Origin of the sequence: Clostridium sp. OM02-18AC (assembly GCF_003481825.1) — a bacterium.
GTDB lineage: Bacteria > Bacillota > Clostridia > Lachnospirales > Lachnospiraceae > Brotaphodocola.
Map to the genome: position 1 here is coordinate 51,687 of NZ_QULW01000022.1, position 12,517 is coordinate 64,203.

11 protein-coding genes and 1 tRNA gene are annotated in these 12,517 nt (G+C 49.9%); 2 read left to right on the forward strand and 10 right to left on the reverse strand.

From position 1 onward, the window contains the following. Positions 1-46 precede the first annotated feature (46 nt). The gene (locus DXB18_RS14095) at positions 47-595 is read left to right on the forward strand and encodes a Uma2 family endonuclease (RefSeq protein ID WP_118708479.1); all 549 of its coding nucleotides are present in this window, start codon (positions 47-49) and stop codon (positions 593-595) included. 78 nt (positions 596-673) lie between these two features. Here the strand turns inward: DXB18_RS14095 and DXB18_RS14100 are convergent. The 8 genes from DXB18_RS14100 to DXB18_RS14130 all read right to left on the reverse strand — a co-directional run bounded on the left by DXB18_RS14100 (position 674) and on the right by DXB18_RS14130 (position 9,610). Beyond that, positions 674-744 (reverse strand) — tRNA-Gly (locus DXB18_RS14100). Between the two features lie 174 nt (positions 745-918). After that, positions 919-1,041, reverse strand: coding sequence for a hypothetical protein (locus DXB18_RS16765; protein ID WP_279220639.1), 123 nt, complete (start codon positions 1,039-1,041; stop codon positions 919-921). A 206-nt stretch (positions 1,042-1,247) separates the two neighbouring features. After that, the gene (locus DXB18_RS14105) at positions 1,248-2,378 is read right to left on the reverse strand and encodes an ATP-binding protein (RefSeq protein WP_118708481.1); all 1,131 of its coding nucleotides are present in this window, start codon (positions 2,376-2,378) and stop codon (positions 1,248-1,250) included. A 176-nt stretch (positions 2,379-2,554) separates the two neighbouring features. Beyond that, entirely contained in the window at positions 2,555-3,391 is an 837-nt protein-coding gene (locus DXB18_RS14110; protein ID WP_118542169.1) for a hypothetical protein, read from the reverse strand. After that, positions 3,388-4,017 carry a cytidylate kinase-like family protein gene (locus DXB18_RS14115; RefSeq protein ID WP_118708483.1) on the reverse strand — a complete coding sequence of 210 codons (630 nt, stop codon included), beginning with the start codon at positions 4,015-4,017 and terminating at the stop codon, positions 3,388-3,390. Before DXB18_RS14115 ends, DXB18_RS14110 begins: the two co-directional genes overlap by 4 nt. 171 nt (positions 4,018-4,188) lie before the next feature. Then, positions 4,189-6,435 carry a hypothetical protein gene (locus tag DXB18_RS14120; protein ID WP_347560900.1) on the reverse strand — a complete coding sequence of 749 codons (2,247 nt, stop codon included), beginning with the start codon at positions 6,433-6,435 and terminating at the stop codon, positions 4,189-4,191. Positions 6,436-6,455: 20 nt separating this feature from the next. Continuing rightward, the gene (locus tag DXB18_RS14125; RefSeq protein WP_118708485.1) at positions 6,456-8,714 is read right to left on the reverse strand and encodes an MMPL family transporter; all 2,259 of its coding nucleotides are present in this window, start codon (positions 8,712-8,714) and stop codon (positions 6,456-6,458) included. Between the two features lie 38 nt (positions 8,715-8,752). After that, positions 8,753-9,610 (reverse strand): hypothetical protein, encoded by an 858-nt coding sequence (locus DXB18_RS14130; protein WP_118542163.1) that lies wholly within the window; start codon positions 9,608-9,610, stop codon positions 8,753-8,755. A 182-nt stretch (positions 9,611-9,792) separates the two neighbouring features. Here DXB18_RS14130 and DXB18_RS14135 point away from each other — a divergent pair, with 182 nt between their 5' ends. Further along, positions 9,793-10,386, forward strand: a complete 594-nt coding sequence (locus DXB18_RS14135; protein ID WP_182430590.1) for a TetR family transcriptional regulator — start codon at positions 9,793-9,795, stop codon at positions 10,384-10,386. A 72-nt stretch (positions 10,387-10,458) separates the two neighbouring features. On the opposite strand, the gene glpK is transcribed toward DXB18_RS14135, so the two are convergent. Together glpK and DXB18_RS14145 are read right to left on the reverse strand one after the other, a co-directional pair. Further along, positions 10,459-11,955 (reverse strand): glycerol kinase GlpK, encoded by a 1,497-nt coding sequence (gene glpK, locus DXB18_RS14140; protein ID WP_118708489.1) that lies wholly within the window; start codon positions 11,953-11,955, stop codon positions 10,459-10,461. Between the two features lie 177 nt (positions 11,956-12,132). Further along, positions 12,133-12,291 carry a response regulator transcription factor gene (locus DXB18_RS14145; protein WP_207665791.1) on the reverse strand — a complete coding sequence of 53 codons (159 nt, stop codon included), beginning with the start codon at positions 12,289-12,291 and terminating at the stop codon, positions 12,133-12,135. Between the last annotated feature and the right edge of the window lie 226 nt (positions 12,292-12,517).

Below are 12,517 nucleotides of genomic sequence, written 5' to 3' on the forward strand. Positions count from 1 at the left end.
CGAAAAATTTTGAAGAACCATATCATTGCAGAAAAGAAGTGTTACCATGCCATTATCGAAAGATCATTACACCTCGGAAGATTACTGGAATCTGCCAGAAGGGGAACGTGCGGAACTGATCGGCGGAAAATTTTATGATATAGCTCCGCCTAGCCAGATCCATCAGGAAATTTCCGAACAAATCTACAAAACACTGGCAAACTATATTGATGCTCGCCGTGGATCCTGCAAAGTTTATGCCGCACCCTTCGCCGTTAACCTGGATGCCAATGACAAGGACTGGGTAGCGCCAGACATCTCTGTGATCTGCGACCCGAACAAATTAACGGACCGGGGATGCTCGGGCGCTCCGGATTTGATCTTTGAAATCGTCTCCCAAGCCAGCCGAAAATTAGATTACGGAATAAAAAATGGAATTTATTCCCAGTCCGGCGTCCGGGAATACTGGATCGTGGATCCGGCAAAAGAAAAAGTCGTTGTTTACTACTATGACCGCGATAGTGATCCATGTCTCTATTCCTATGATTCTGATATTCCGGTGGGGATTTATCCTGGTTTGAGCATAAAGATAAATGATTTACTGAAAAATTATTAAAAACTTATATTTAGAAACTATGCAACACGAAATGCAACACGCTCAATAAAAAATGGCTTATTTAAGCCATTTTTTAAGAGCAGGCGACGGGAATCGAACCCGCCTCCTCAGCTTGGGAAGCTGATGTTCTACCAATGAACTACGCCTGCACATATTGTGGAAACACAGACTATTATAAGTCCGATTGTCAGAAAAGTAAAGGACTTTTCAGCGACAAAAGTTGCCCCGGGCAGCTTCCGTTGGCAGAAAGCAACTTTCCCCCGATGCCTGACGATAAAAAACAGCGCCTCATGTCGATCTGGCGCTGTTTTTTACGTCCATATTTATTCCTCGTCATCCTCTTCTGCCACAACACTGCCGATGATGCCCAGCATGCTGGCTACCACGGATACTACCACGAACAACACCAGCAAAAGAATGCATCCAAGAAAAATCATGATATCCATTTGAAAACGCCTCCATTCTTACTTGACTTGTATCTGTTCAATGCTTCACAGATACAGGCAAAAATCCATTTAAAATACCTGCTCATTTATCAACAATTAAGTTAAGTATAGCACAGCTTGTTTTTCAAGTAAAGAGAACTTCCGGGACTTTCCTGGGAATAAATCCTGTAAATATCCATGCAAAAACCCTGTTTCTGAACAGGAACCTACGCGTCATAATCATCCAGGAAATGATGCCGTACCCCATCTTTTTTGTACGCTACCACGGTATCCAGATTGACGTTCTCCACGCTCTTGAAGATGTTGCTCTCCACGAATGGATTCTTCTGTTTCAAGGTGCGGATCAGTTCTTTGATTTCTACACGTTTGGACTGGTTTTCTTCGTTGTTGCAGGTGGTGCAGGTGTCGGTGAACTTGCAGGCACACTGGATAAAGTGCAGGTTGTTGTAATCACGCCATGCCTTGATGTCATCCTCGCGCACCAGATACAGCGGGCGGATGAGCTCCATGCCCTCGAAGTTGGTGCTGTGAAGCTTCGGCATCATGGTCTGGACCTGGGCACCGTAGAGCATACCCATAAGAATGGTCTCGATGACATCGTCATAGTGGTGTCCCAGCGCGATCTTGTTGCAGCCCAGCTGCTTCGCGAACGTGTAGAGATGACCGCGTCTCATGCGGGCGCAGAGATAACACGGGGATTTCTCGATGGTATAGACCGCATCGAAAATGTCGGACTCAAAGATCTCAATCGGAATCTTTAACTTTCTGGCATTCTCCTCGATGACCTGGCGGTTTTCCGGGCTGTAGCCCGGATCCATAACCAGAAATTTTACCTCAAACGGGAACTTGTTGTGTTTCTTTAATTCCTGGAACAGCTTTGCCATCAGCATGGAGTCCTTGCCTCCGGAAATGCAGACGGCAATGCGGTCGCCTTCTTTCACCAGTTCATACTGGTTGATAGCTTTCGCAAATTTACTGAAAATGTTTTTGTGGAATTTCTTGCGCAGGCTCTTTTCTACGGAGTCGCAGATCTCGTCTGCTTCCTGCTTTTTGATCTCGGCCATGAGCCAGGTAATGTAGCCGCCCTTTAAGCTGACTGCGTCGTAGCCCTGCTCGCAGAGATTCTCTGCTACATCACGGCTGACACGGCCGCGGCTGCAGCAGATGATGATCTTTTTATTCTTTTCTTCCGGCGGGTTTTCTTCCAGCTCTTCTGCGGAGCTTGCAATGGCTCCCTTAATGGCACCGTGATTGATTTCTTCCGTGCTGCGGATGTCGTAGAGCAGGTAGGAAGCCGGGTCCAGCGCGTCAAATTCTTCTATTGTGATCTCGTTCATAATTTCACTCCTGTGTGATGGTAAATCTAAATTCTTATCATGCAAAAACAGACGCCTGCGCTGCAGCCGTCTGCTCTGATTTGCGCATATCCATCATACAGGAAACGTGCACAAAACTCAATATTTATCTTTCTTGATCCATGGTTTTCTGTTTGCAGATTTTGCAATTGCAGCACTCAGTTTCCACTGTTTCCTGCCACAACCACATTCTGGCTGTTTTCTTCCGCCTGCTCCTGCGCTGCCACAGTCCATACCTCCGAGGTCACCCACTCGCTCTTGTTGTGGCTGGACTGGCGCACGGTGCGGACGCGGAAGGTGTAGTCTCCCGGTTCCGTCATCTGGCTGGAAAAGTCATAACTGGTCTTGTAAACGGAGCGCATGATGCCGGTGTCGATGCCATTTCGCATCAGCTGGATCTGGTAATACCGAGCGGAACTTTCCGCATTCCAGGATGCTGTCCCAGGATGGGCGCTGTCCCAGCCAAAACCTGCCGAAGAAGAGGCATCGCTCTGTGCCAGGGAAATTGCCGGACGCCGGTCAATCTTTGATTTTTTGTCATAGATCAGCCGGACACGCAACGTCAGCATGGCATTCTTTTCCGTCCGCTTTGCACTGACAAACTCCACCTTATCGTAGTGGGACTTGGAAGACGGTGCAAGGCTTAAGCGGAATGCATCCGAGGAAGAGCTGGCAAAATACCACTGATCTTCATCTTCCACAAACAGGGTGACTTCGATTTCCGGCGGGTTGCTGTCGCTGAAATCGTCGGTGTCGGTGTTGACCACATCCACATCGCTGATGTAGTAACGGTCTGTATTCGCGCCGTCGCAGGTAACGGAAAGTTCTTTTCCGTCCACCCCGATTCCCAGGTCTGAGTCGAACACCAGGCTGATCTTTCCTACCTTGCTCTTATCGGATGCTGCATACATGGTACCTGCTGCCCCGATGGAAAGAAGCACAGCCATGGCACTTATCAGCACACCTGTAAAAAGACGTTTTACTGTATGTTTCATGATTTTTCGGTCTCCCCTTCCTGTTTCCGCTCATAGAGATGGCAGATCAGATCCACGCAGGTATCGAACCCGAGCTCCGCACTGTTGAGCGTCACATCGTAGCTGGCTCCGGCTCCCCAGCGCTTTCCGGTATAGCACTCATAATAATTTCTCCGGCTCTTGTCGGTCTTTTTGATCAGGGTGATTGCTTCATCGCGGGTAATCTTACGGGCTTCCATGAGCCGGCAGATCCGGTCATTCATATCTGCATAGATAAATACAGACGTTACTCCCGGCTGTTCGCGCAGCACATAATCAGCACAGCGTCCAATCAGCACGCAGGATTCTTTTGCCGCCAACTGCCGAATCACCTCCGACTGCACGTTAAATACCATATCGTTGATGGCAATGCCGCGGCCGGTCTTATCGTTCTGCATCTGACGCGGTACGGAATAGAGAAACGGATTTGGGCGTTTCTCTTCCGCTTCCTCCAGCACCTTCTGCTCCAGTTCTCCGTAACTGCTGGCCAGTTCAATGAGCTGTTTATCGTAACATTTAATGCCCAGACGCTTTGCCACTTCCATGCCGATCTGACTGCCGCCGCTTCCGATCTGTCGGCCGATCGTGATGATTTTATTTTCTTTCATATGTAGTGTTCCCCCTGTCCAACATTTCGCATTTTTTGTCGATGCATTCCTGTTCCCGCACGTTTGCTTTCGCGCAGCTGTTTTTGTGGCTTTGCTTTCCCATTCCTGTCCACACATCGCCAGCCAGCCGCGTTTCCACTGTATTCATTTGGAATGCCATTTTATCTCTTCCTACCGGTTCTTGATAATCTCCACAAATGCTTTCCACATTTTCACGAGTACGTTCCAGATCCGCTTTAACGGGCTCTCGCTTGCTGCCTCGCTCTCCGCATCCAGCAGTTCATCGTCGTCATCCAGGCTGATCTCCGCGGTGCGCAGGATGATCTGCACAGACTGCGGCTCTTCGTTTTCATCGGATGTGAAGGATACCTTTTCTGCATTCGGATCCATATTCAGGAAACGGGTATCGCCGTCTAAGTCATCCCATTCTTTGTCGATTGCCTCTTTCATGGTCACGCCTGCATGGCGGATGGAAGCGGTGCTGTCCAGTACGCTTAAGCTCTTATCCAGAAGTTCCAGGGTGCCGCGGATGCTGTCGCGGGTGGCTGCATCCAGATTGTCACTGCTGTTTTTCAGGGTATTCTGCACAATGGCCGCAGTGCTGATTCCGGTGTTTAACGCTTCCGTGGTGCGATTTAACAGCTCCTCGGAATCGTCCAGGGCTGCCTGCAGATCCGGGTAATAGCTGTCCATGGAATCGTACAGAGCTGCGGTATCCTCGGTGAGCATTTCCAGATTGTCGGTCAGCTCAGAGGTGTATTTTGCTGCGTCAGAAACATCGTCCAGCAGACTGGAAAGTTCGGATGCCAGTTTGTTGCTGGCTGCGGATAAGGTCTGCAACAGCTGGGCCTTTTCCTGCAACTTTTCGATCAGCCGTTCTGTATTCATCATAACGCCCGATGCTGCAGCCGCAGATGCACCGGCACCCGCTGCATAAGTGGCAATTCCTGCATCATCGTCATCTGCGTCACTCTCCGTTGCCTGCATGTCATTCTGCAGATAAACCTCATCCGTGCCCCAGCCGTCATTCACGATCCAGTCATCATCTATGTAATAATCATCTTCCAGATCTTGCGTGCTAGTCAGCAACCCAGGCAGAGCAGCAGTTACATAAATCTGTTCACTCGCCTGCAGCTTCGCATCCAGCGCAATGATCTGCTGCATCAGCTGGTTCAGCGGAGAAACCTGACCCGCCATATCCTCGGAACCACTCTTAATGCCCTTTAACGCGCTGTGGAGCTTGTTTAACGGATCCTGCATTTCCCGCACGGTTGCTACGATATCGCCCAGGCTGTCGTGTGCCGTATCCGCTGCATCCTTTGCAGTCTCAATATGCGGGATCATGGCTTCGAGCTGGTCGGATACTGCGCTCAGGGTTTCCAGCGCCCGGTCGTTGCCTGCCAGGATACTGTCTTTCGCACCGCTCCAGGTCTGTCTCGCACTCTCTGCGGAGTTCATGCCGTTTTGCAGAGCGTTGACACCGTCCCGCATCGCCTCGATGGAAAGTGCCATCTGCTGCATGCTGTCGTGCATCTGGTCGCCGCTTTCCTTCCAGGTATCCTTTGCTTCCTTTAAATCCGTCACATGCTCCAGGTCACTGCCGGTTAACGGAGTCATAGCCATGAAAACACCACTCGTCTCAAAGCTGTCCGTACCAATGCGCACGGTGTAGTCTCCGTCCTCACCCGGAAGCGCGGTAAAGACAACGGCGCTCTGACCGCCAATGGTCTGCTTCTGTGCCCCGTCTGCCTCCACGCTGTAGCAGTCATTTAAATCCACCAGAACAGCTACCGCCAGCACCATGTTGTTCTTATAATATTCGTTTACATCCGCGCTGTCATTGAACTTCGCATCAACGTGAATCTCAATGAGCCCAGATGCACCTGCCAGCTCATCGGCATTTTTCGGCACGCCGTTTAATTTATAGGACACATCAAAGTTCCACGGAAGGGCTACCTTTTTCGCATCCATCTCTCCTTTATAATAGAAGCGTCCCTTATGGTCTGCCGGAACATTCCAGGTCACTTTATTTCCTTCGATGACCGGCTCCGTGTAATCGGACATGTTGGTCACGGTTTTGTAATCGCCGTAATCGGTGATCGTGGTCTGACCGTTTAAGTCGCAACCCTTTACCACGTTGACTTTGTCCACGTTTCCGTAGTAATCCAGGTTTACATACATGCTTTCATCGACTGCCACGGATGCCTGGCCTGCAAGCACCGGCAAAACGGTACCGGTGCAGGTCATGACTGCCGCCAGTCCCATGACACCCAATCTATAATATTTCTTCTTCATGACATTTTCCTCCTGCTGCCACTCTCGTCTTTCCTGTTTTTTGCTCTGGCAGCACACCTTTTCGTTGTTCTGCACACTGGCAGCTACCTCATCTTTTCTGCTTCTCGGCCCAGTTCGTTCCATTTTGGGCTTCCAGCCGCCTGTTAGTGATCTCTTCTGTGTTCTTCCAGTCTGGTTCGGATCTGCTCTGCCCGCTTGTGGAACTGCTGTTTTCTGGTCACATAACGCTCTCTGAGTTTTCTCCTGGATCCTTTCCACTTCTTTTCGATGACCAGTCCGTCGGTCAGCACCAGAAGTGCCGGAAGCAGGGTCAGCACCAGAACCAGACTTAAGAATCCGCCTCGTCCGATCAGATGACCCAGATCACCGATGGCTGCCGTCGTGGAGATCAGGTATACAATGTAGCCCGCCAGGGTGATGATGCCGCCGGATGTGAAGATGGAGGAGCAGGACCGGGTCACGGCCTCGATGCACGCCTCCTTCTTCGGAAGGGTCGCACGCTTCGCAATGTAGTTATTCGTTAAAAGGATCGAGTAGTCTACGGTCGCACCCATCTGGATACTGCTGACGATGATGTAGCCCATATAGATCATATCCACGCCCTGCACATACGGGATTGCCATATTGATGAAAATCGCAACTTCAATCGGGATCATAACGACAATCGGGATCAGCATGGACTTGAAGCTGCACATAACAACCAGGAACACGCCAAGCAGCGTCAGAACATTTACACGCGCATTATCATCGGTGATGGTTGACTTGATATCCTGGGTAGACGGAGTCTCGCCGACCACATAGGAATTGTCCGGATAATACTGTTTCATAAGATTCCGGATCTCGTCGGTATATTCAAAAGACTTATCGCTCTCACCTTTCGTCCTTATGTACAAAAGCATCCGCGCTGTATCTTTGGTATGGAGCATACTCACCGTAGAATCTGGAAGGAAATCCTCCGGGATACCCTCCGGCAAGGTATTCGCCATAGAAGTCACGCTCTTTACATATGGAAGATCTTCCAAGTCATCCGATAACTTCTTTTCTGCCACCGGATCCGTATTCGGATAAATGAGCAGAAGCATATTGCTCCGGCCAAACTTCTGGGTGATTTCCTGATCATCGGCATAAACCTGGGTTCCGGGCGCTCCGCCCACCGCACTGTTTCCGTACTGGAAATTGTTCATTTGCTGCGCTACATACGCAGGCGGTGTTACAAGAAGTACAATGGCGAGCACCAGATAACGGATGTGGAACACGCCTTTTCCCAGTCTCGTGAAATCCGGGAAGAAGGAGCGGTGCTTGGTCTTATCGTTCCATTTGGTAAATTTCAGGATCATGGCCGGCATGAAGAGTACCACAGTCAGAAGGCTGAAGATGATACCTTTCGCCAGAACCAGTCCCATATCGAAACCGATGTTGAACTTCATGGTTACCAGAGCCAGGAAACCAACGACCGTTGTTAAGCTGCTGGCGAAAATGGAGTTGATGGCTTCTTCTACCGCCTTGACAATTGCCTCTTCCTCAGAAAGTCCGGTATCACGCCAGTTCATATAAGCGTCCAAAAGGAAGATGGAATAGTCCATGGAGGTTGCCAGCTGCAGGATGATCGCAACATTATCCGTCAAAAACGAGATGGTTCCCAAGAAAATGTTGGTTCCTTTATTCAGGAGAACCGCCACGCCCATAACCAGAAGGAACAGGATCGGCTCGGTCCATGCCGTTGTTGCCAGACACAGCACAACAAAAATCATGATGACTGCAACCACCAGGATCTTATTCATCTCCTCATGGGTCGTCTGGATCAGGGATTTGTTCTGCACTGCCATACCGACATAACGGCCTTTATCCCCCGTGATGGCTTTCATCTCATCGATCGCCGCCTCGGTTCTCGCGGAATCCGATTCCTCATCGAAGGTGATATCCATCACCGCACAGCCGTCTTTGTAGTAATCCTTGATGTCATCCATGTTGATGAAATCTTCTCCGGCGTAAATATCCACCGTGGTGTCGCACCAGAGGACCTGATCCACACCGTCGATCGCCTGTATCTTATCTTTATACTGCTTGGCCTCGTACAGGCTTACATCTTCCAACATGACACGCGCCGTGCCAGGGTAACCAAATTCCTTTTTCATTACATCCAGACCAATGCTGGACTGCGCCGTGGACGGAACGTATTTTGTCAGGTCATAGTTGACATTCACAAACAGCATTGCAACTGCACAGAAAATACATCCTACAATAAATACCGATTCGATCCAGGCTCGTTTTTCTATGATGAAACGCGCCAGACGGATGGTAAAACCGGTATCCGCCGAACTGCTCTGCTTTTTCTTTTCTGCTCCTTTTTTGTGGGGCAGATGTTCTTTTATCTTATCTCGCAGGGATTTTTTGTCTTCCATATCGAAACACTACTCCTCTTTCCTTTTTGTTTTTTGTACTACCGCATCAAAATCACCATGAAGTACTGCTCTCCGTCTTTCTCCGCATGAGCCATACCAATGCGCCGGTAATACTCCAGGGAATCCTTCCGTTTCCCATTCGAATCGTATTTGTCCTGGGTCTTGCCGATGAGCTTATCAAACGCATCGTCTGCGTCTTCCCGCCCCCGCAGATACAGTTCCCGGCAGCTGGAATTTTTCCGGTAGGAAATTTTTTCCAGGTAATTCTTTAAGGTTCCCTCACCAGGAATCGCATCACCGCTGTAGCCATTGACCAGAGCCGCTTCCAGACGGTAAGCTGCTGCCTGATTCAGCTTTTCATCCATGAGGAATCCGGCATAACGGTCGTACTGCGTCTTTTCATCACCACTGTAGTCTTCTTCCCGGTCCGGGTATTCCTCAAAATACAGATCCCGCTTCTCGTCATTTAGCTGATCGAACAAGAACTGTGTTTCCTCATCGTAACAGAACACCGGATAAGCACCGCCGCCGGTATTCGGTACCCACTGGGCAGTCTTTAAAGAGCCGTTCCAGTTAAATTTATAAAGGGCATTGTCAAACCGGATATCCTGCCGGTTCCTGCTTCCATCTGGCAGGAGATAATACCAGTCGTCCCCCTCCTTTACCCAGTTTGCCCGGGCCGTTTCTGTTTCTTCTGAATCGATTACTGTTGTCGTTCCATATACAGACGCCGGCTTTGTCTCTGCCACAGCACCGCTTCCTGCCTCAATGGTAGAAGCAGCCGCCAGCACCGGCACCGGGTAAGACAGCAGCATGAGTCCTGCCGCCAAAAATGCGACACCTATAGGAGTCGTTAAGAACCCCTTGTTTTTGTGCAATTTATCTCGATAATCCATAGAAACCTCCTGAATTCCGCTTCATTTTCTTGCATTATTATCTATGTATATGTTAAAATACACAAGTATCAGTTTTATTTGGAATGTTCATAATGAAACACCTTTTTTAGATTTGTCCAGAATTATACATTATGAACCCATTCTGTTTTTCATGCGCAAATTCATCAATCACGGAGGTTATCATGGCACAGTCTACATCCCGGAAAACCAGCATTACCGCACGCCGCACCTATGCGCTTTTAAAGGGTGCTCTCTTTTCCCAGCTTGCAGCCCTGCCCTTTGAACAGCTCACACTGACCGACATCTGCAATACCGCGTTGATTTCCCGGTCTACGTTTTACCGCTATTTTGAGGATAAATATGACCTGCTCCATTACTGCCTTGGCTCCATGGTAGATGAGCTTGGCCTGGATGAAGATGTCATGTATTTCATCAACCGCTCTTCCGTGCGGGATTTCCTGCTGATCCTGCTGCGTCTTATCGGCGAGAATCGGATTCTGTACCAGAAAATCTACCGTGCCAATCAGGATGGTGACCTGATGCGCATCATCCGCACCGGCCTCATCCGCATTATGAATGATAAAATTCAGGCTGCTGAACAAAAGGGCTACCGCTTGAAGCTTCCTTCCCCTATATTCACCAGCCTGATGACAGATTTCTATTTTAATATTGTACAATGCTATCTCGATCAGGAAGAGCCCTGTGATCCGGACAGCTTTGTCGACAGTGTATGCCTGTTTATTGAACGCGACTTTTTTGCACCGCCGGAGTCCTGAGCCTTCTGCCCAGCGCTCCGGTGTTTTTTATCGCCAAATTGCACTTCCGACAGCCTGATCCTGTTGTGGCACTCAGCGTTCCCGCGCCCAGCCGTATGCGTAGCGCACTGCTTTCTCCCACCCGCGGACCATAGTCCTGCGGGTCTTTTCATCCAGTTCCGGCATAAAGATCCGGTCTGTTTCCTGATTTTCCTTGACTTCTTCCTGATTCTTCCAGTAACCGACGGCCAGACCTGCCAGATAGGCCGCACCCATGGCTGTTGTTTCCACACAGGCCGGGCGTCTGACCGGTGCCTGAATGAAGTCTGCCTGGGTCTGCATCAGGAAATTGTTGGCACTGGCTCCGCCATCCACCTTCAGGGAAGTCAGGTCAATACCGGAATCCGCTTTCATGGCCACCAGTACGTCGTGTACCTGGTAGGCGATAGACTCCAGCGTGGCCCGGATGATGTGGTATTTGTTCACGCCCCGGGTAATACCCACAATAGTTCCTCTGGCGTACTGATCCCAATGCGGCGCCCCAAGGCCGGTGAAGGCCGGAACCACGTAGCAGCCGTTGGTATCCTTCACTTTTTTTGCCATATACTCGGAATCCTCTGCCGAATCGATCAGCCGCAGCTCATCCCGCAGCCACTGGACCGCCGCCCCGGCTACGAAGATGGAACCCTCCAGCGCATAATTCACCCTTCCGTCCAGTCCCCAGGCAATGGTGGTGACCAGCCCGTTTCGGGAGAATACCGGCTTTTCTCCGGTGTTCATGAGCAGGAAACAGCCTGTTCCATAGGTATTCTTCGCTTCACCCGCCTCAAAACAGGTCTGACCGAACAGCGCCGCCTGCTGGTCACCTGCCGCCCCGGCAATGGGAATGGCTCCGCCCAGATAAGAAGGATCTGTCTCTCCGTATACGCAGCTTGACGGCTTTGGCTCCGGCAGCATGCATTTCGGAATATCCAGGATCTTTAAGATTTCATCATCCCACTGCAGCGTATTGATATTGAACAGCATCGTACGGGAAGCATTGGAATAATCGGTTACATGTACCATGCCCCTGGTCAGCTTCCAGATCAGCCAGGTTTCCACGGTGCCAAACAAAAGCTCGCCCTTTTCCGCCCGTTCCCTTGCTCCCGGCACATGATCTAACAGCCATTTGATCTTGGTAGCGGAAAAATACGCGTCAATAACAAGTCCCGTTTTCTTCCGGAAGCTGTCCATATAGCCCTGTTCCTTCAGGGAATCACAATAGGCTGCGGTGCGGCGGCACTGCCAGACAATGGCGTGGGCAACGGGTTCTCCGGTCTCCTTATCCCATACAATGGTGGTTTCTCTCTGATTGGTGATACCGATTGCAGCAATGTCTGCTGCTTCTGCGCCGATGCGGCTCATGGCCTCCACGGCCACCCCCAGCATGCTGGCCCAGATCTCATCCGCGTCATGCTCCACCCAGCCCGGCTGCGGAAAATACTGGTGAAATTCCCGCTGCGCCATGCTGCAGATCTCGCCCTTTTTATTGAAAAGAATACAGCGGTTGCTGGTTGTCCCCGCGTCCAGTGCCATAATATAATCTGCCATGATTGGTTCCCCCTTTATATGAGATTTTGTCTGATTATTACTCTATTATCCTTAAAACTCAACGATAAAGCTGTTTTCCCTCTCTCCTACATCCGCATCGTAGCCCCAGACCTTGGATAGCAGCAGCTCCTCATTTTCAAAGGGCTTGGTCAGATAATAATCTGCTCCGGAGCCCAGTCAGCATATCCGGTCCTCCAGTCCAGTCAGCCCGTTTTTCTGCGTATCCGCAGTGTAGCCTGCATGCTCAAGCAGATCTGCCACGGTGACCGCCAGACGCGTTTCATCTTCTATAATCAGGATCCGCATGTTGTTCACCTCTTGCTGTGTTTTCGTCACTGTTCACGCGTTGCGCAAACAGCAGCGGTTTTTGCCGATGCAGTAACGTATTTTCTGCTTTCTTGCATCATACCATTTTTTTCCGCACTCGTACAGTTGATTTGTTGCAAAATATTCTTTTTTTTCTTATTTTATCAGAATCTTATTGTTTTCATGAACATTTTGTGAATTTAACGTAACACTGCAAGAATTCCCCCATCCTCTTCAGGTGGTGGGATGAATTGCC